The following is a 16,816-nucleotide window of genomic DNA, read 5'->3' on the forward strand; positions in this document are numbered from 1 at the left end:
TCTGATCCACCGCGCCAGGTACGGGGTGGAATCTAGGTGCGCGTTGTTGACGGAGAGATGAAAGGAGGCGCAGTTACGCTCCTGAATCTTCAGGTTCGCTGGGCAAGGATTCAGTTGGATGAATGGTTCACTTCATTTGCACAACGATGAAGCGATGTGACTTCGATCCCACTACGATGCACGCTGGAGGCGCGATTTCCACTGCAGAATTGCCTCGTCGATCGTTGTGTAGGCGAGATCGAATTTTTCCTGCGATCTGCCGTAAGGATCTGCAATATCGCGATCTCCGGACCAGCGCGACAGCAGGAATACCTTGCCGCGCAATGCAGGCGACAGCGCCAGCAGCGCAGCCACCTGGCGCTTCTCCATTGCCAGTACCAGGTCGGCGCCATCGAGGATCGCGCTGTTGACCTGGCGCGCGATGTGGTCACTGGCACTGATGCCATGCGCGAGCAATGTCCGCTCCGCAGCGGGATCGATCGGGCTGCCCACCATCGCCGCCAGTCCCGCCGATTCGATGTCTGCTTCAATTCCGTGCCGGCGCAGCATGGCTACGGCCATGGGGCTGCGGCAGATGTTGCCCTTGCAGACGATGAGGATGCGGCGCGGCATCAACTCGAAGGCACTGTCTGGCGCACGCGCGAGAACCCGTCCCATGGGTCCTGCTTCAGCGACTCGGCACGCTTGGCGGCCTTGCGCAGGTCATAGGCGCCGGGCTTGCGGACCTGGGCCAGCTCGTCCCAGCTCAACGGCATGCATACCGGCACCCCCGCACGCGCGCGCAGCGACCAGCTGGCGACACTGGTGGCGCCGCGCGTGTTGCGCAGCCAGTCGATGAAGATGCGGCCCTCGCGCTTGGCCTTCGATGCGGTGGCGACGTATCGCTTCGGCGACTCGGTTACCAGCTGTCCGGCAAAGTCCTCGCAGAATGCCTTGGCCTGCGCCCAGTCGGCCTTCGGGCGTACCGGCACGACAACGTGCAGGCCCTTGCCACCGGACAACCGCACCCAGCTGCGCAGCTTCAAAGCGGCCAGGCGGTCGCGAATGTCGCGCGCGGCGGACTTCAGTTCGCTCCACGCGATGCCTTCGTCGGGGTCGAGGTCGAAGACGAGGCGATCGGGATGCTCGACGTCGCTGGTTCGCGCGCCCCAGGGATGGAACTCGAGCGTGTTCAATTGCACCAGGTCGAGCAGGCCATCGGCATTGTCGATGTAGAGGTATTCGCCGGTTCCCGAGACTTCGTCCAGGGTGATGGAATGGACGCCGGCACCGAGCGAGTCGGCGTGATGCTTCTGAAAGAAGCAGCTGGCTCCGGCGCCATCCGGGCAGCGCAGCAGCGACAGCGGGCGACCCACGACGCCTGGCAGCATCCAACGCGCCACCAGTGCGTAGTAGGCCGCGACGTCGCCCTTGGTGATCCCGGCGTCTTCGAAGACGACGCGATCGGGGCTGGTCAACCTGCGCGGAGTCATTGCATTCCGATTCCAGGTCAGGCTGGTTACGTCAGTCCGGCACCAACCGACCGCGGCGAGCGCTTGCGCACTCGCAGCACCTGCCAGACCGCGGCGACCAGGAACACCACGAATGCCGCACCGATCGGCTGCCGCAGGCGCGGATCCTCGATACCGCTGGCCCACGGATCACCGATCGGCACGCGGATCAGTGTCTCGGTGAATCCGGGAATGAAATGGAAGAACAGTGCAAGCAGGTACGACACCACGGCGACGTATCGCCAGAACCCGCCGCGTGCACCGCGACGCTCGCCAAACCATGCGAGCGCCAGTACCGCCAGCGTCAACAGGCTGAGCACGTGGGGAACGCCGAAGCCGCCGTGGCGGAAGATGAACAACCCCGTCACTGCAGTGGCGACGGTGAACCAGAAGAACATGCGGCCGGGACGCGAGGCCATGTCGATCTGCCGATGAGCGATGAGCGCGGCAAAGCCGGCGACTACGGCGATCAGTCCAAGAACGGTATGGATCCAGCCCAGAGGCGTGATGTTGAGCATGCCGACACCCTTTCTGTAGTTGCGGTGGGAAGGACGCAAAACAGATGCAACCCGGGCGTGGCGGAGGCCGACCCGGGACGAGGCGGCGAGCCGCCCGGCAGGTGCAGCATAACCGCCAGCGAGTCCGCTGGCGGTTGCCATGCAGGCGATGACGGCGTCGCCGCCGTCATCCGGCCGCGGTCAGGCGGCGGTGTCGACCAGCACCAGCTCGACGTCTTCCAGAGCGGTCACGGTGAGCGTGCGCTCGTTGCGGATCGCCGCGCCGTCACGCGCTTCCACGCGGACCCCGTTGACCTCGGCCACGCCGGAGGCAGGCACCAGGTAGCCGTAACGGTCCTCGCCGAGCTCGTACTGCGCCGTTTCTCCGGCGGCCAGGGTCAGGCCGAGCACGCGGGCATCGGCACGGATCGGCAGTGCGTCCTCGTCACCCGTTGCGCCGCTGGCCAGGACCACGAAGCGGCCGGCACGGTCGCCCTTCGGGAAGGGCTTGGCACCCCAGGTCGGCGCGCCGCCGCGCTGGTCGGGGATGATCCAGATCTGGAAGATCCGGGTCGTGCCGGGCTCGAGGTTGTACTCGGCGTGCTGGATGCCAGTGCCCGCGCTCATCACCTGCACGTCTCCGGCTTCGGTACGGCCACGGTTGCCCAGGTTGTCCTGGTGCGTGATCGCGCCTTCGCGGACGTAGGTGATGATCTCCATGTCCGAATGCGGGTGCGGCGGGAAGCCGGTATTGGCGGCGATGGTGTCGTCGTTCCAGACGCGCAGCGCGCCCCAGCCCATGCGTTCGGCGTCGTGGTAGCTGGCGAAGGAGAAGTGATGCTTGGCGTCGAGCCAACCGTGGTTGGCTCCACCCAGGCCGTTGAAGGGGCGACGCTCGATCATTGTGCAGCTCCTGTGGGGGCGCCCTTATCAGGGATTGCCCGGTAGTGGTTTTGGTTGACGGGCAAGATAGTCCTCTCCGAACAGGTTTAGAATGGAACCAATCGAAAAGGATCGTTTCCAAAACTGACATGCAGAAACTACCGGACCTGGAAGCCTGGGCGATCTTCGCCAAAGTCGCGGAAACCGGGTCGTTCGCCGGCACGGCGGCCGACCTGGGCCTGTCGCAGGCCACCGTGTCCAAGGCCATCACCCGCCTGGAGACGCGCCTGAAGACGGTGCTGTTCCACCGCACCTCGCGGCGCATGTCTTTGACGGAGAGCGGCCGTGGCGCACTCGAACGTGCCAGCCGCATCCTCGCCGAAGGCGAGGCGGTCGAAGCGGAGGTCACCGCCCAGGCAAGCAGCCCGCGTGGGCTGGTGCGCATGGCCGTGCCGATGTCGTTCGGCGTGGCGCACCTGTCGCCGGTGCTGCCGGAGTTCATGCGGCGCTACCCGGAGATCGCCCTGGAAGTCGACTTCGACGATGGCTTCGCGGATCTCGTCGGCGGCGGCTTCGATCTCGCGCTGCGGATCTCCGCACTGGCGGATTCAAGCCTGCTGGCCCGTCGACTCTGCGGGGTGCGCGTGCTGCTCGTGGCCACGCCTGAATATCTCGACACCCATGGTCGGCCACGCCATCCGCGTGAACTGGGCGAACACAGTGCGTTGTTCTACACGCTGTCGCGGTTCGGCAACGCCTGGCGCTTCCAGCATCGCCGCCACGGCGATTTCTCGATCAGCGTGCAGGCACCGCTGCGCGTCAACAATGCGGAGGCGATCAATCCGGCGTTGCTGGCAGGGCAGGGACTGGCGCTGCAACCGGAGTTCCTGGTGTGGCGCGAGATCAAGGCCGGGAAGCTCGAGGTGGTGATGCCCGACTGGGCGCCTCCGCCGATCGCGTTGCATGTCGTGACGCCGCCCGGGCGCGTACGACCGGCCCGGGTGCAGGTGTTGATCGACCATCTCGTCCGCAAATTCGAGAAAGCGCCGTGGGCGGACCGCAGCGAATGAGGTTGTGTAGGCGGATTCGTTAATCCTGCGTGATGGCCTCGGGTGGCGTGCCGGTATTGGCCGACTTCGGCGTTGGAGCAGGCAGGAAGCAACGTCGTTGCCACGTTGCCGCTAGGAGCGCCGCATGCACGTTGCCAAGGGCTGGTGGTGGCTGGGTCGTATTGGCCTTTGCCTGCCGTATGCCTGGAGCGGCGCATCGAAACTGCTGGATTTCCCCGGCGCGGTGGCCGAACAGGCGCACTTCGGCCTGCTGCCGCCGTCGCTTTATGCCGCCGGCGTGATCATCGTCCAGCTGGGCGGCTGCCTGCTGGTGCTGTTCTGCCGTGGTCGCTGGCGCGCCGCCGGTGCGATCACGCTGGCGTTGTTCACCATCGTCGCCACGATCATCGGCCACTCCTACTGGACGATGTCGGGGATGCAGCGCGTGCACACGCTCAATGCCTTCCTCGAACACGCCGGCCTGGTCGGCGGTTTCGTGCTGATTGCCGCGCAGGCCCTGCACAAGGGTGGCGTCGGCGCGGACGAGGAGGAAGAAGAGGAAGAAGAAGAGTGAGGCAGGCACGGCCGGCGCCGTGCCCGCCTGCGTTTCTCAGGACTTGGCGAAGGCCAGCAGGTCCGCGTTCAACTGGTCCTTGTGCGTGTCGGTGATGCCGTGCGGCGCGCCGGGATACACGATCAGCTTGGCGTCCTTGATCAGCTTGGCCGATGCGCGGGCCGCGGCGTCGATCGGAACGATCTGGTCGTCGTCACCGTGGATGATGATCGTCGGCACGTCGAACTTCTTCAGGTCCTCGGTGAAGTCCGTCTCCGAGAACGCCTTGATCGAGTCGTGGGTGTTCTTGTGGCCACCCATCATTCCCTGCATCCACCAGGCGTAGATCACGCCCTGGGAGGGCGTTGCGCCCGGCCGGTTGTAGCCGAAGAACGGGCCACTGGGGATGTCGATGAAGAGCTGCGACCGATTGGCGATAAGGCCGGCGCGGATGCCGTCGAACACACTGATGGGCAGGCCACCGGGATTGGCGTCCGTCTTGACCATCAGCGGCGGCACGGCCGAGATGAGGCCTGCCTTCTTGACCCGCTTCGTGCCATGACGACCGATGTAGCGGGCCACTTCGCCGCCACCGGTGGAGAAGCCGAAGATGGTGATGTCCTTGACGTCGAGATGGTCGAGCAGCTGCGCCAGGTCATCGGCGTAGTGGTCCATGTCGTTGCCGTCCCAGGGCTGGCTCGAGCGTCCGTGGCCGCGACGGTCATGGGCGATGCAGCGGAAGCCGTTGTTCGCCAGGTGGTACATCTGCGACTCCCAGCTGTCGGCGTTGAGCGGCCAGCCGTGGCTGAAGACGACGACCGGGCCGCTGCCCCAGTCCTTGTAGTAGATCTCGACGTTTTCTTTCGTGGTGAAGATGGCCATGATCCTGCTCGCTCCGGTGGGGGTGGCATGCGCAACAACGCATGCACCTTAGGGGCGATCACGCCGAGGAAATGTGTAGGCCCGCTGGCACGTTCCCTGCAACGGCACGCTAGTCGCGGGAGGACGTCAGGCGCCGGTACTGCGACATGTGGCGGATGGCCTGCCGCGGCTGCTCGAGCGCTTCGTGCAGCAAGGCCAGGTTGTAGTGGCAGTCGGCCAGTGCCGGGTCTTGCGTCAGTGCTGCTTCGTAGGCCTGGATCGCTTCGTGCTTGCGGTCCATGTCGTCGAGGAGGACGCCCAGGTTGTAGAACAGCAACGGATCGTCCCCGCCGTGGGCGACCGCGTCGCGGTAGACGCGCTCGGCGTCCTCGAACCGCCCCAGTTCGTGCAGCAGGCGACCGAGGTTGATCCGCGCGTCCTGGCGCGCCGGCTCGGCCGCGATGGCACGCCGGTACGCATCGATGGCGGCCTGGTGGGAACCTTCGGCATCGTCTGGTTGGATGTGTGCGCCAGCATCCGCAGCGGGCAGGGCGGATGCGGCGGGAACCGCTTCGATCACCCGCAGCGAACCCTGCGCGGGATCGCCTTCAAAGGCGAGCAGGTACTGCCCCGATTCGGCATGCCAGCGGCTGCCGCCTTCGCGCACGACCACGTGGTCGGCGATCGCGCCGATGCTCAGGCCCGACAGCGGCATCTCCTCGGGCAGGCGGCTGCGCAGTTCCTTCAGCGAGCGCAGGATCCGCCGCTGCGGCACGTTGGCCGCGGCCAGTGCCTGCGCGGTGCGCAGCACGATCAGGTCCTGGAACGAGAACAACCAGGCATTGCGCGGGCCACGCATTGGCGTGACAAATCCCGCCGTGACCAGCGAACGGATGGCACTGCGTGGCAGGCGGAGCAGTTTTTCGACATCGCGCATGCCGTAGTGGTGCATGTGCGGCTACTTCGCCTTCTTGGCAGCCTTGCGCCTGGCCGGTGTCGCCTCTTCCTCGGCCTGCTTCGGCGGCTTGCGCGCCCGCGTCGCCGACTGCGTTGCGGCCTTGCCCTTGGCCGCGGGTGCTGCCGCGCCCTTCTTCTCGAGGCTGGCGCGCAGCGCTTCCATCAGGTCGATGATCTGCGCGCCGCCGCCGGGCTCTTCGGCCACGGTGATCTGCTCGCCTTCGACCTTGCGCTGGATCGCCGCTTCGACGCGCTCGCTGACTTCGTCCTTGTAGGCGCTCGGGTCGAATCGGCTGGAGGCCTGCTGGTCGATCAGCTGCTGGGCCAGCTTGAGTTCGGCATCGCGGACGTCGGTCTTGGGAATGTCGAGGTCGCCGATGGAGCGGACCTCGTTGGCATACAGCAGCTGCTGCATGACCAGTCCGTCGTCGACGGGGCGGATCATCACGATGTGCTGCTTGCCGTGCGAGGCCCAGGTGCCGACCGCACAGCGCTTGGATTCGCGCAGGGCCTTGGCGAACAGTGCGTATGGCTTCGCGCCGCCCTTGTCGGGGGCCAGGAAGTAGGCCCGGTCGAAATAGACCGGGTCGATCGAGGAGATCGGCACGAACTCGGTGATGTCGGCGCTGTGGGTGCCGGCTTCCTCGAGCGCCTTGAGTTCCTCGGGCGTGAACATGACGTACTGCTCCTTGGCGAACTCGTAGCCCTTCACGATGTCGTTTCGCGCGACCGGGATCTCCTCGCGCGCGCAGATGTACTGCTGCTTCAGGCGCGAGCCGCAGCCCTTGTGCAGCAGGTTGAAGGAGATCGAGTGGCTGGACTCGGTGGCCGAGTACAGCTTCACCGGGATGGATACCAGACCGAACGAAACGGTCAGCGACGCAATCGAACGTGCAGCCATGACTGCCTCCGGGAGGGACGTCAGGCGGGGCCACCCGCCAGGGCGCTCGCCAGGTCCTGCTTGCGTTCCAGGGCGTCGCTCCAGCGATCGCCCGTGCGGGACAGACGCTTTACCACATCCGGGATCCTGAAGTCGAGCGGGTGCGCGTCGGCCAGTTCGTCCCAGGTCAGCGGCATCGACACCGGCGCGCCGGGCTCGCCGCGCGGGGAGTAGGCGACGTTCAAGGTCTTGCCGCGCACGTTCATGTTGTGGTCCATGAAGATCTTGCCGGTGCGCTTGGGCACGCTCCACTCCATGGTGATGTCCCTGGGGTGCTGGCGCATGAGGTGGCGGCTGACCAGTTCGCTCACGTGCCGGGTGGCATCGAAATCCAGCGTCCGCCGGATCGGAACGAACACGTGCAGCCCGGTCTTGCCCGACGTTTTCACGATCGGTTGCAGCGACATGCCCAAAAGCAGTTCGCGCAACCAGAACGCGACCTGCTTGCCCTTCTCGAACGCGACGGTGTTGAGCTCGGGCTCGGCGCCCTTGGCTTCCTTGCCGGAGTAGATGTACGGGTCGATGTCGAACACGACGTAGTCGGGATAGTTGAGAACCGAGGATTCCATCGCTTCCAGCGAGCTGTCGTAGTCGGTCGACGACGAAACGGCATCCGCACCGGGACGTGCGCGCGAGTGCCAGACGTGGAACTCCAGCGTGCCCGACTGCGCCAGCCACAGCAGGGTGGGCAGGTTGTTGCACAACAGGTACTCGTGGTCCTCGTCCTTGTGTGCCGAATAGACGTTGATGGTCTCGACGAAGTCCGGCCGTTCCTGCGTCCAGTGTTTCTGGAAGAAGCGTTGTCCGCCGATGCCGTCGGGCATGCGGATCATCGTCAGCGGCCGGTCGGCGAGGTGTGGCAGCATCAACGGCGCGACGTGGACGAGGTAGCGCAGCAGGTCGCGTTTGGTGAGTGGCGGCTGCTGCAGTGCTTCGACCGCTGGCCAGTAGACGCGGTCGAGGTGGGTGAGGCGGATGCGCTGGTCGCCCACGGCAAGCTCGAAGGCGTTCTTCGGGTTGTCGAGTGCCGCGAGGAGGTCGTCGGTGGCGCTGGCCTGCGCCCGTGGTTGCGCTTCGCCGTTTCCGCGCCGCAGGGTAGATTTTGCAACCGCCTGCGGATCGATGCGTTTGACCGATTTCGACACGATGTCTTCACGCAGGCGCACGAACGTCGGCGCGCGCAGCGATCCGTCTTCGGTCCATTGCTGGAAGTGGATCTCGGCGACCAGCTCCGGCTTCACCCAGGTCACCGGTCCGTTGACCACGGGCGTTTCGGCGAAAGGGCAGGTGCCGATGTGCAGCGTCTTCAGTCGCGCCAGCACCTGCTTGAGCGTGCGCTCGTCGAACCCCGAGCCGACATGCGAGGCATGGCGCAACTTTCCCTTGTCCCAGTAACCGACCAGCAGCGCGCCAAGCTTTCCGCGCCCGCCCTTGCCGCAGGTGTAGCCGCCGATGACGAACTCGGCGCTGTGGGTCGGCTTGATCTTCAACCAAGACGGTGAGCGCCTGCCGGCTTCGTAGGCGCTGTCCTTGTGCTTGCCGACCACGCCCTCGAAGCCGCTGGCCAGCGCCGCCGCCTGCAACGCGATGCCGTCGTCCGCGGCGTGCACGAGGTGGATCAATGGCGACGGCAGCAGGCACTGCGCGAGATGGCGGCGCCGGTCGCGGTAGGGCATCTGGCGCAGGTCGATGCCTTCGAAGTGCAGCAGGTCGAAGGCATAGAACAGGGTGGGGCTGGCGCGATCGGCCGCGGCGATCTCGCGCTCGCCCTTGAGCTGGAAGCGGTTCTGCAGCGCATTGAACGAGGGCTTGCCGGACGCATCGAAGGCCACCAGTTCACCGTCGAGTATCAGTCCCGCATGCGCCTGCTCCCGCAGTTCCGCGGCCAGTTGCGGGAACGTGCTGGCCAATTCGAGCCCCCGCCGCGAGCGCAGGTGCACGCCATGGCCGTCGACGAAGGCGAGGGCGCGATAGCCGTCCAGTTTCGGCTCCCACATCCAGTCGGGATGCAGCAGCGGCCTCTCGCCGATCTCGGCGAGCATCGGCGGCAGCTTCGCGGGCATCGCGCTCAGCTTTCCGTTGGGCGCCAGGCGAGTGGCAGGCATGCGGTGCACGGGGGCGACCTTGAGGTCCTTGACCGCGAACCCGGACAGCACGGATCGATCCTGCGCGGTGACATCGGCGGTGGAGACGAAACGATCCTTGTGCTTGATCAGCAACCAGGTCTTCACGTCCTTCGTCCGCACCAGCGCAAACGAGCCCTTCAGCTTCTGGCCGCGCAGCTGGATGCTCAGCTTGCCCGCGGCAATGCCTTCGCGGACGCGCTGCTCGGCCTGCGCCCGGTCATGGAATGCCGTGCCGCCTTCATCGGGGCTGTACACGCCGCAGTCCCAGACGATCACCTCGCCTGAGCCGTACTGCCCGGGTGGGATCACGCCCTCGAACGAGGCGTAGTCGTAGGGATGGTCCTCGACGAACACCGCCAGACGCTTCTCGGCGGGGTCCAGCGACGGCCCCTTCGGAACCGCCCAGGACTTCAGCACGCCGTCGCATTCGAGCCGGAAGTCGTAGTGAAGCGCCCGCGCCAGGTGCTGCTGCACGACGAACAGCAGCGGCCCGCTGCCGCCCTCGATGGCGACCGGCGGCGGCTCGGGTGTGGCTTCGAAGCGGCGCTTGGCGGAATATTCGCTGAGCTTTGCCATGTCGGGTCACCGGAGGGTTCGGACCATGACTGCACGACTGCTGGTGGGTGCGAGCGGCTATTCCTACAAGGAATGGAAGGGCGACTTCTATCCCGCGACCATCAAGCCCGACGCCATGCTGGCCTGGTACGCGCAGCGCCTGCCGACGGTCGAGATAAACAATACCTTCTACCGGATGCCGAAGGTGTCGATGCTCGAGCACTGGGCCGAAACCACCCCGGAGCAGTTCCGCTTCGCGATCAAGGCCTCGCGCCACATCACCCACGAGGCGCGGTTGAAGGCCGAGGAATCGAGCCGGTCGCTCGCTTACCTGTACGACCACCTGCAGGCGCTGGGCGGCAAGCGTGGCCCGGTGCTGTTCCAGCTGCCGCCGTTCCTGAAGAAGGACCTGCCGCGCCTGGTCGCTTTCCTGCAACTGCTTCCCGACGATCACCGGGCCGTCTTCGAGTTCCGCAATGACAGCTGGTTCGACGACGACGTATACGATGCACTGCGGTCGGCCGGCGCGACGTTGTGCCTGAGCGAACGCGAGGACGCGACTCCGCCGCCGCTGCTGGAAACTTCAAGCTGGGGATACGTGCGGCTGCGGCTGGAGCAGTACTCCGGACCCGACCTGGCGCGCTGGGCGGAGCGCTTCCATGCCACCGCCTGGGATGAGGTCTACATTTATTTCATGCACGAGCCGACTGCGCCGGAATACGCAAGGACACTGATGGAACTCGGGGCGATCCCGGAGGGCAGCGAATCATGACGGAAGCGATCACCATCGACGTCGAGTCGGGCGAGCACGTCTCGGGGCTGCTGCTGGCGCCTGGCAGTGCCGTGGCCTGCTACGTGCTGGCGCACGGCGCCGGCGCCGGCATGACGCATCCGTTCATGGCCGCCGTCGCCGAAGGACTGGCCGAGCGTTCGGTGGCGACGCTGCGTTACCAGTTCCCGTACATGGAACGCGGTTCGCGCAGGCCCGACTCGCCGAAGCTCGCGCAGGCCACCGTCCGGGCTGCAGTGGCCGAAGCCGGCAGGCGGCTGGAGGGCATGCCGCTGGTCGCCGGTGGCAAATCGTTCGGCGGGCGCATGACCTCGCAGGCGCAGGCCGCCTCGCCTTTGCCGGGCGTGCGCGGGCTGGCGTTCATCGGGTTCCCGTTGCACCCGGCAGGCAAGCCGTCGGACGAACGTGCGGCGCACCTCGCAGCCATCGACGTACCGATGCTGTTCCTGCAGGGCACACGCGATGAGCTGGCCAGCCTGGACCTGCTGCAGCCGGTGGTGGATCGCCTGCACGCACCGGCCGCGTTGCAGTTGTTCGCCGACGCCGATCATTCCTTCCACGTACCGGCGCGGACCGGCCGCAAGGACTCGCAGGTGATGGCCGAACTGCTGGATGTGCTGGCGAACTGGATCGGCGCGACGGCTTCCGGCTGATCTCAACGTGCGTTGCCTACCAGCACCGCGTTGTTCGACAGCCATGCCAGGGCCTCGTTCACAGCGTCTGCCGCGGACAGGGCGATGTCCTGCGGATCGTCCAGCACCTTGTCGTCGCGCCTGAAGGCGAACCGCTGCTCGCCCACTGCAGCCACCAGTGCCGCGACCAGCGCCGCGCGGTCACGGCGGCCGTCCAGCAACGGCAGCACGAACGCAGCCGTCAGCGTGGGTTCGAGCGGCTGGTGCCACTCGTTGAACAATTTGACCGGCGCGGCGTCACCCATGGCCGCCAGATGGCGAAGGGCGGGGCGGGCCTTCGGCCGCGTCTCCACTTCGGGATCCAGCGGCATCGGGTCCAGGCGGAAGTGGATGGCGTTGGCAACGATCAATGCGCTCAGGAACGAGATCAGCTCATCCTTGCCTTGATCACTACTGCCTGCGACGGTCCGCGCGATGCTCAGCAGCGTCGCCACTGGCACGGTGCCGGGCCACGCCTTGTTGAGCGCGGCGACAGCGGCCTGCGACGTCGGCTTGGCAGCGGTGATCGTCTGCCCCCTGGCCGTAGACCAGGTCGTGCCGTCTTCCGATGCCGGGACGAACTTCGCCGCCACGTGCAGCCGCGCGATGCGCTTGGCGTCGAGCTGGTAGCGGATGCCACCCGTGTTCGCCGGATGGACCAGCAGCGTCTGCCGGAACGTGCGGTTGCTGAGGAAGTCGATCAGTTGTTCCAGCCGGACCTGGTCGCCTTCGCATTCGGCGAGCAGCAACTGCGCCTGGTGCGCGCCGTAGTTGGACGCGAACATCGCGCTCGGAAGCGCCTCCGCCAGGTACTCCAGGCCATGCCGCCGCGCCGATGCCAGGAAGTCGCGGAAGTAGCAGGGCGAGTTGCACAGTTCCAGGAATTCGTGGGTGAGGTAGTACTCGCGTCCGTGCCGGATCGTCTCGATGTTGTCCTGCATGATCTTCGCCAGCACGCTGTCCGCCGGCGCCATCTCATGCAGGAAGTTGATCATGCCGCGCGCGTAGGCAAGGCGGTCGCCATCCGGGCGCCCGTCTGCGCGCAGCAGCATCGCGTCGCGAACGACTTCCTTGGCCTTCCAGCCGGGGTAGGTGTTGTAGCTGACGTGGGCAATGCCTTTCGCCGACAGGCACTGGCGGGACACGCGCAGGATCGCTTCCTGCACCTCCGGTGGCACCCAGCTGTAGACGCCGTGGCAGATGATGTAGTCGAACTCGCCCAGGCCCGGTCCCAGGTCGGAAATGCTGGCGTGGACCAGGCGGAGGTTGTCCAGGCCCATCGCCGCAACGGCCTGCTGTCCGGCCTCCACCTGCACCTGCGACAGGTCGATGCCGGTCACTTGCGCGCGCGGGTGGCGCGCCGCGAACGGGATCACGTTGCCACCGGCGGCGCATCCCAGCTCGAGCACGCGGGCGCGCTCCGGCGGCGGTGCGTCCAGTCCGAACAGATACGCAACCGTGCGCAGGTGCTCCGGCGCGGTGACCTGGAACGCAGCGGAGACATAGGGGAGTTTGTCGTAGGTCTTGCCGATCCGTTCTGTCAGCGTGGTCATCGTCCGTGGTGGCAGGCTGGTGGTGGCTCTCCAGTCTAGGCATGCGTCATTGAAGGCCACGTCTGTTGGGAGTGCGAAAATTCCTCGGATCGCTGCGATTGTTTCTCATCGCCACCATTGAGCGCCGGCACGCAGCGCAATCACGGCTCGTCTTCCCAGGCCGTGGGCGAATCGAACATGCCGGGCTTCAGTGGCGTTTCGTCGGCGAACTTCAGGTCCACCTGCTGGATGGCGAGGTCAGGCGCGGTGCCTGGAATCGCCCAAGGGGTCGGAGGCTGCCAGTCGCTGTTCAGGCGCACGGCTAGGTGGTTGTCGGCGGCAGAAAAGGACGCTTCGGCAACGGGCGTCGCGCGCCCGTCTGACTGCTGCGCTTGGGCAGCAGGGATGGCCAACGCCGCAATGAAGACGGCGGCCAGCAGTCGAGAAGTGTTCATGGAAACTCCGTTATCCGGCGGGTCCGGATCCGCATCCATTGCAGCGGAGGGGCGTATCGGGCGTGTGTTCGGTGCAACCGGGATTTGTATATCTTTGTAAGGATGTCGATCCGCGGCCGCCCCGTTCGTCATACCAGCGAGGCCCCACTTCCCAACGGAGATCACGCATGACCGGTACCGTACGTTTGCACCGCATCCTGACCGCCCCGCCCGGACGCGTCTATCGCGCCTTCCTCGATGGCGCCGCCCTCTCCAAATGGCTGCCGCCGGATGGCTTCACCTGCACCGTGCACGAGCTTGATGCGCGGGTCGGCGGCAAATACCGGATGTCGTTCACCAACTTCTCGACCGGCAATGGCCACAGCTTCGGCGGAACCTACCTGGAGCTGGTGCCGGACGAGCGCATCGTCCACGACGACCGCTTCGACGATCCCAACCTGCCGGGGACCATGGTCACCACGATCACGCTGCGCGCCGTGTCCTGCGGCACGGAACTGCAGGTCGTGCAGGAAGGGATTCCCGACGTGATTCCCACCGAGCAGTGCTACCTGGGCTGGCAGGAATCGCTGACCCTGCTCAAGCGGCTGGTCGAGCCCACGATTCCCGAGTAAACAGCGCCAAGCGGGATGCGAAGAGCCTGGCGCTGCAGCCGCCAGGCTCCCGCACGTTGCGTGGATTCAGGACTGCGTGGTTTCAGGAATGTGCTTCGGCTTCGCGCAGCTTCTCGGCGCATTCCTCGCAGCACACCTCGACGGTGCGACCGGCGATCGTCACCTTGATCGCGTTTTCGTCGAGTTCGTAATCGCAGACCGCACAGGTCTTCTCGCTCATGGCAGTTCTCCCGAAGATGCCCGCATTCCGGGCAGCCAAAGGAAACCATCCGGGCGGCACGCGGGCTGTCGGAATCTTTAGTGCTTTGAAGGGGCAGGGCGTCAGGCGCTCTTGCTCAGTGCCGATTCCCTGAATGCCGTGGGCGAACGGCCATACGCCTGCTTGAACGCAGCCGCGAAATGGCTGTGGCTCGAGAAACCCAGGTCCTGCGCCAATGCCGACATGTCGTGGTAGTCGGCGACCAGGTCGAGCGCGCGGGCCAATCGCAGGCGCAAGTGGTAGCGGTACAGCGGCAGGCCTTCGACCTGCTGGAAACTCTGCGTCAGGTAGACCGGGGAACCGCCGATTTCGTCGGCGATGTCGGCCAGGCTCCAGCGCCGGGTCAGGTCACTGGCCAGCAACACCTTGACCCGGTCCACCAGGCGGCGTCGCGCCGGCGTGGCGCCGGGCTGGCGCGTGGTTCTTGGTCCAAGGCTTCGGCAGACCAGCGTCAGGGCGAGGCTTTCGGCCTCCAGCGGTTCGATGGTCCCGCTGCGCAGGCTGTGCCGCAGCAGCGCCACCAGCGCCTGGGCGCGCGGGTCGATCCGCAGGGACTGGCCGCGGAAGCCGAAGTCGTCGCGTCGGGCGACCAGTGCGGTGGGCGCAAGCTCGCGAAGCAACGGCTGCGAAACATCGAGCACGAGGCTGTCGTCGCCACCGGTCACCGGATGGCTGACCTGGTAGGCCTCGCCGGCATTGAAGAACAACACGTGATTGGCATCGGCCACGGCCTGGTCATGGCCGACGTGACGCATGTAGAGGCCGCGATAGGGGAACACCAGGTGGGTGGCGCGTGCACATTCCTCCGCGCTGCGATGGCGACACGTGCCCTCGCAGCGCACGTTCGTGACCACGACGGTGGCAGCATCGAGCAGGCGGCTGACCTGGAAATCGGGCATCGGCATGAAACGGCAATGGGTGGCTGCAGCCTAACCAAAGTCGAGGCCACGCGTGTTTGCCGGACGTCAACGTTGCGTCTTCACATGCCTGCCGTGGTGGATACATTCGGATACAAAGTTCGCGGGTGGAAATCTGCATCCCGATGGCGCAGATTCCGCAGCATTGGACCCGGTCCCGGCGCCCCCATCTCATTGCCACGTCCCGTCCGCCCAGGAGATCGACATGAGCGACTACCGCAAGAGCCCCGAAGCCATCGCCAAGCTGACGCCCGAGCAGTACCGCGTCACCCAGGAGGGCGCCACCGAGCGACCCGGCACAGGCGAATACCTGCACAACGATCGCGCCGGCATCTACGTCGACATCGTCTCCGGCGAGCCGCTGTTTGCCTCGTCGGCCAAGTTCGAGTCCGGTTGTGGCTGGCCCAGCTTCACCAAGCCCATTGGCCCGACAACCATCAAGGAAATTCGCGACACGTCGCATGGAATGATCCGCACCGAAGTGCGCTCGGCCAGTGGCGACAGCCACCTGGGCCACGTCTTCACCGATGGTCCCCGCGATCGCGGCGGCCTGCGGTACTGCATCAACTCTGCCTCGCTGCGCTTCGTTCCACGCGAGGAGATGGAGGCAGCCGGCTACGGCGCGTGGCTCGACCAGGTCGAAGACGTGCCGTGACCGCGGTGCCGAACCCACAACCAGGAACCCCTGCAATGCAACCCCGTCTTGATTTCTACAAAGCCTCACCCGAAGCCGCCAAGGCCATGCTCGCCCTCGAGGGCGCCGTCACCAAACTGGGTCTGGAGCAGTCGCTGCTCGAACTGGTGAAGCTCTGTGCGTCGCAGATCAACGGCTGCGCCTACTGCGTCGACATGCACAGCAGCGATGCGCGCAAGCATGGCGAGAGTGAGCGCCGCCTGCACGCGGTCGCCGTGTGGCAGGAGTCGCCGTTGTTCAGCGAACGCGAACGTGCGGCGCTGGCCTGGACCGAATCCCTGACCCGGATCGCGCAGACACGTGCGCCCGATGCCGACTACGAGTGGCTCAGCAGCCAGTTCGACGAGCGCGAACGCGTGAACCTGACCCTGGCGATCAACGCCATCAACAGCTGGAACCGCCTCGCAGTCGGGTTCCGCTCCGTCGCCGCAACCTGATGCAAAAAGGGGCCGACGCATAGGCGTCGGCCCCGATTGCGATGCGGGCAGGGAAGGCCCAGCGATCGGCGGCGGCGCCGCGATCGTTGGTCAGGGCTTGGCGGGCCGGGGCACCACGATGGGCTTGCCTTTCTCAACCAGGTAGGTCGCCAGTTCCGCGGCATTGTCCTTGCCGACGTTGTGCGCGGCGTGGGCCTGGCCAGCCGGGATGTACAGCGATTGACCGGCCTTCAGGGTCACAGGCGGCTTGCCCTCGAACGAGTACTCGAGCGTGCCTTCCAGTACGTAGGCCACTTCGACGCCGGGGTGCGTGTGCATGCCGAACGAGGCGCCAGGTGCGAAATCCACGCGCACCTGGACGAGCTCGCGCCCGGGCGTGTCCAGGTCGTGGCGCAAGGCCTCGTGACGCTTGATGTCGGAAGGCGCGGCGTGACCAGCCATCGCGGTGGCGCCCGTCAGCAGCGCGGCGAGCAACGCGGCAACGTGGATCTGTTTCATGTCGTTCTCCGGAAAAAGGGCGCCCCCTCGAAGGAGGGGGAG

General features: G+C 66.1%; 20 protein-coding genes. 7 read left to right on the plus strand and 13 right to left on the minus strand.

Translation table 11 applies throughout. From position 1 onward, the window contains the following. Positions 1 to 171: 171 nt before the first annotated feature. From ACFOPO_RS14770 to ACFOPO_RS14785, 4 genes are all read right to left on the minus strand, one after another. Positions 172 to 612: a low molecular weight protein-tyrosine-phosphatase gene (locus ACFOPO_RS14770; RefSeq protein WP_386704112.1), complete on the minus strand. Its 441-nt coding sequence runs from the start codon at positions 610 to 612 to the stop codon at positions 172 to 174. After that, complete coding sequence (ligD, locus tag ACFOPO_RS14775; protein WP_386704113.1) at positions 612 to 1,472, minus strand: non-homologous end-joining DNA ligase; 861 nt, start codon at positions 1,470 to 1,472, stop codon at positions 612 to 614. The genes ACFOPO_RS14770 and ligD (ACFOPO_RS14775) overlap by 1 nt, the downstream gene beginning before the upstream one ends. A 26-nt stretch (positions 1,473 to 1,498) precedes the next feature. Beyond that, a complete protein-coding gene (locus ACFOPO_RS14780) occupies positions 1,499 to 2,008 on the minus strand; it encodes a hypothetical protein (protein WP_386704115.1) in 510 nt (169 codons plus the stop codon). Positions 2,009 to 2,188: 180 nt separating this feature from the next. Further along, positions 2,189 to 2,890 (minus strand): pirin family protein, encoded by a 702-nt coding sequence (locus tag ACFOPO_RS14785; RefSeq protein ID WP_386704116.1) that lies wholly within the window; start codon positions 2,888 to 2,890, stop codon positions 2,189 to 2,191. Between the two features lie 128 nt (positions 2,891 to 3,018). Here ACFOPO_RS14785 and ACFOPO_RS14790 point away from each other — a divergent pair, with 128 nt between their 5' ends. Next, a complete protein-coding gene (locus ACFOPO_RS14790; protein WP_386704117.1) occupies positions 3,019 to 3,939 on the plus strand; it encodes a LysR family transcriptional regulator in 921 nt (306 codons plus the stop codon). Positions 3,940 to 4,063: 124 nt separating this feature from the next. Next, the gene (locus ACFOPO_RS14795; protein ID WP_386704118.1) at positions 4,064 to 4,492 is read left to right on the plus strand and encodes a DoxX family protein; all 429 of its coding nucleotides are present in this window, start codon (positions 4,064 to 4,066) and stop codon (positions 4,490 to 4,492) included. A gap of 36 nt (positions 4,493 to 4,528) precedes the next feature. On the opposite strand, the gene ACFOPO_RS14800 is transcribed toward ACFOPO_RS14795, so the two are convergent. The 4 genes from ACFOPO_RS14800 to ligD (ACFOPO_RS14815) form a co-directional block, all read right to left on the minus strand. Continuing rightward, a complete protein-coding gene (locus tag ACFOPO_RS14800; RefSeq protein WP_386704119.1) occupies positions 4,529 to 5,353 on the minus strand; it encodes an alpha/beta fold hydrolase in 825 nt (274 codons plus the stop codon). Positions 5,354 to 5,462: 109 nt separating this feature from the next. Continuing rightward, entirely contained in the window at positions 5,463 to 6,284 is an 822-nt protein-coding gene (locus ACFOPO_RS14805; RefSeq protein ID WP_386704121.1) for a tetratricopeptide repeat protein, read from the minus strand. 6 nt (positions 6,285 to 6,290) lie between these two features. Then, positions 6,291 to 7,190 carry a Ku protein gene (locus ACFOPO_RS14810; protein WP_386704122.1) on the minus strand — a complete coding sequence of 300 codons (900 nt, stop codon included), beginning with the start codon at positions 7,188 to 7,190 and terminating at the stop codon, positions 6,291 to 6,293. Between the two features lie 20 nt (positions 7,191 to 7,210). After that, the gene (gene ligD / locus ACFOPO_RS14815; protein ID WP_386704123.1) at positions 7,211 to 9,931 is read right to left on the minus strand and encodes a DNA ligase D; all 2,721 of its coding nucleotides are present in this window, start codon (positions 9,929 to 9,931) and stop codon (positions 7,211 to 7,213) included. Positions 9,932 to 9,956: 25 nt separating this feature from the next. Here ligD (ACFOPO_RS14815) and ACFOPO_RS14820 point away from each other — a divergent pair, with 25 nt between their 5' ends. Together ACFOPO_RS14820 and ACFOPO_RS14825 are read left to right on the plus strand one after the other, a co-directional pair. After that, on the plus strand, positions 9,957 to 10,682 hold the full coding sequence (locus tag ACFOPO_RS14820; RefSeq protein WP_386704124.1) for a DUF72 domain-containing protein: 726 nt from the start codon (positions 9,957 to 9,959) through the stop codon (positions 10,680 to 10,682). Next, a complete protein-coding gene (locus ACFOPO_RS14825) occupies positions 10,679 to 11,353 on the plus strand; it encodes an alpha/beta family hydrolase (RefSeq protein ID WP_386704125.1) in 675 nt (224 codons plus the stop codon). Before ACFOPO_RS14820 ends, ACFOPO_RS14825 begins: the two co-directional genes overlap by 4 nt. Positions 11,354 to 11,355: 2 nt before the next feature. On the opposite strand, the gene ACFOPO_RS14830 is transcribed toward ACFOPO_RS14825, so the two are convergent. Then, positions 11,356 to 12,924 (minus strand): methyltransferase regulatory domain-containing protein, encoded by a 1,569-nt coding sequence (locus ACFOPO_RS14830; RefSeq protein WP_386704126.1) that lies wholly within the window; start codon positions 12,922 to 12,924, stop codon positions 11,356 to 11,358. A 140-nt stretch (positions 12,925 to 13,064) separates the two neighbouring features. Then, positions 13,065 to 13,358, minus strand: coding sequence for a hypothetical protein (locus tag ACFOPO_RS14835; protein WP_386704128.1), 294 nt, complete (start codon positions 13,356 to 13,358; stop codon positions 13,065 to 13,067). A 167-nt stretch (positions 13,359 to 13,525) separates the two neighbouring features. On the opposite strand from ACFOPO_RS14835, the gene ACFOPO_RS14840 reads away from it, so the two are divergent. Further along, entirely contained in the window at positions 13,526 to 13,969 is a 444-nt protein-coding gene (locus tag ACFOPO_RS14840) for an SRPBCC family protein (RefSeq protein ID WP_386704130.1), read from the plus strand. An 82-nt stretch (positions 13,970 to 14,051) separates the two neighbouring features. Here ACFOPO_RS14840 and ACFOPO_RS14845 read toward each other — a convergent pair whose 3' ends face one another. Then, the gene (locus ACFOPO_RS14845) at positions 14,052 to 14,189 is read right to left on the minus strand and encodes a hypothetical protein (protein ID WP_386704132.1); all 138 of its coding nucleotides are present in this window, start codon (positions 14,187 to 14,189) and stop codon (positions 14,052 to 14,054) included. A gap of 101 nt (positions 14,190 to 14,290) precedes the next feature. Beyond that, complete coding sequence (locus ACFOPO_RS14850; RefSeq protein ID WP_386704134.1) at positions 14,291 to 15,133, minus strand: helix-turn-helix domain-containing protein; 843 nt, start codon at positions 15,131 to 15,133, stop codon at positions 14,291 to 14,293. Between the two features lie 217 nt (positions 15,134 to 15,350). On the opposite strand from ACFOPO_RS14850, the gene msrB reads away from it, so the two are divergent. Next, on the plus strand, positions 15,351 to 15,800 hold the full coding sequence (msrB, locus tag ACFOPO_RS14855; RefSeq protein WP_386704136.1) for a peptide-methionine (R)-S-oxide reductase MsrB: 450 nt from the start codon (positions 15,351 to 15,353) through the stop codon (positions 15,798 to 15,800). Between the two features lie 35 nt (positions 15,801 to 15,835). After that, the gene (locus ACFOPO_RS14860; protein WP_386704138.1) at positions 15,836 to 16,276 is read left to right on the plus strand and encodes a carboxymuconolactone decarboxylase family protein; all 441 of its coding nucleotides are present in this window, start codon (positions 15,836 to 15,838) and stop codon (positions 16,274 to 16,276) included. A gap of 90 nt (positions 16,277 to 16,366) precedes the next feature. Here the strand turns inward: ACFOPO_RS14860 and ACFOPO_RS14865 are convergent, their stop codons facing one another. Further along, the gene (locus ACFOPO_RS14865; RefSeq protein WP_386704140.1) at positions 16,367 to 16,774 is read right to left on the minus strand and encodes a cupin domain-containing protein; all 408 of its coding nucleotides are present in this window, start codon (positions 16,772 to 16,774) and stop codon (positions 16,367 to 16,369) included. Between the last annotated feature and the right edge of the window lie 42 nt (positions 16,775 to 16,816).

The organism is Lysobacter sp. GCM10012299 (assembly GCF_042649405.1).
Lineage (GTDB): Bacteria > Pseudomonadota > Gammaproteobacteria > Xanthomonadales > Xanthomonadaceae > Lysobacter_J.

What these genes read in the sequence shown, in the direction of transcription:
- ACFOPO_RS14770 (WP_386704112.1), bottom strand. Translation starts at nt 612, where the DNA reads ATGCCGCGCCGCATCCTCATCGTCTGCAAGGGCAACATCTGCCGCAGC.
- ligD (WP_386704113.1), bottom strand. Translation starts at nt 1,472, where the DNA reads ATGACTCCGCGCAGGTTGACCAGCCCCGATCGCGTCGTCTTCGAAGAC.
- ACFOPO_RS14780 (WP_386704115.1), bottom strand. Translation starts at nt 2,008, where the DNA reads ATGCTCAACATCACGCCTCTGGGCTGGATCCATACCGTTCTTGGACTG.
- ACFOPO_RS14785 (WP_386704116.1), bottom strand. Translation starts at nt 2,890, where the DNA reads ATGATCGAGCGTCGCCCCTTCAACGGCCTGGGTGGAGCCAACCACGGT.
- ACFOPO_RS14790 (WP_386704117.1), top strand. Translation starts at nt 3,019, where the DNA reads ATGCAGAAACTACCGGACCTGGAAGCCTGGGCGATCTTCGCCAAAGTC.
- ACFOPO_RS14795 (WP_386704118.1), top strand. Translation starts at nt 4,064, where the DNA reads ATGCACGTTGCCAAGGGCTGGTGGTGGCTGGGTCGTATTGGCCTTTGC.
- ACFOPO_RS14800 (WP_386704119.1), bottom strand. Translation starts at nt 5,353, where the DNA reads ATGGCCATCTTCACCACGAAAGAAAACGTCGAGATCTACTACAAGGAC.
- ACFOPO_RS14805 (WP_386704121.1), bottom strand. Translation starts at nt 6,284, where the DNA reads ATGCACCACTACGGCATGCGCGATGTCGAAAAACTGCTCCGCCTGCCA.
- ACFOPO_RS14810 (WP_386704122.1), bottom strand. Translation starts at nt 7,190, where the DNA reads ATGGCTGCACGTTCGATTGCGTCGCTGACCGTTTCGTTCGGTCTGGTA.
- ligD (WP_386704123.1), bottom strand. Translation starts at nt 9,931, where the DNA reads ATGGCAAAGCTCAGCGAATATTCCGCCAAGCGCCGCTTCGAAGCCACA.
- ACFOPO_RS14820 (WP_386704124.1), top strand. Translation starts at nt 9,957, where the DNA reads ATGACTGCACGACTGCTGGTGGGTGCGAGCGGCTATTCCTACAAGGAA.
- ACFOPO_RS14825 (WP_386704125.1), top strand. Translation starts at nt 10,679, where the DNA reads ATGACGGAAGCGATCACCATCGACGTCGAGTCGGGCGAGCACGTCTCG.
- ACFOPO_RS14830 (WP_386704126.1), bottom strand. Translation starts at nt 12,924, where the DNA reads ATGACCACGCTGACAGAACGGATCGGCAAGACCTACGACAAACTCCCC.
- ACFOPO_RS14835 (WP_386704128.1), bottom strand. Translation starts at nt 13,358, where the DNA reads ATGAACACTTCTCGACTGCTGGCCGCCGTCTTCATTGCGGCGTTGGCC.
- ACFOPO_RS14840 (WP_386704130.1), top strand. Translation starts at nt 13,526, where the DNA reads ATGACCGGTACCGTACGTTTGCACCGCATCCTGACCGCCCCGCCCGGA.
- ACFOPO_RS14845 (WP_386704132.1), bottom strand. Translation starts at nt 14,189, where the DNA reads ATGAGCGAGAAGACCTGTGCGGTCTGCGATTACGAACTCGACGAAAAC.
- ACFOPO_RS14850 (WP_386704134.1), bottom strand. Translation starts at nt 15,133, where the DNA reads ATGCCGATGCCCGATTTCCAGGTCAGCCGCCTGCTCGATGCTGCCACC.
- msrB (WP_386704136.1), top strand. Translation starts at nt 15,351, where the DNA reads ATGAGCGACTACCGCAAGAGCCCCGAAGCCATCGCCAAGCTGACGCCC.
- ACFOPO_RS14860 (WP_386704138.1), top strand. Translation starts at nt 15,836, where the DNA reads ATGCAACCCCGTCTTGATTTCTACAAAGCCTCACCCGAAGCCGCCAAG.
- ACFOPO_RS14865 (WP_386704140.1), bottom strand. Translation starts at nt 16,774, where the DNA reads ATGAAACAGATCCACGTTGCCGCGTTGCTCGCCGCGCTGCTGACGGGC.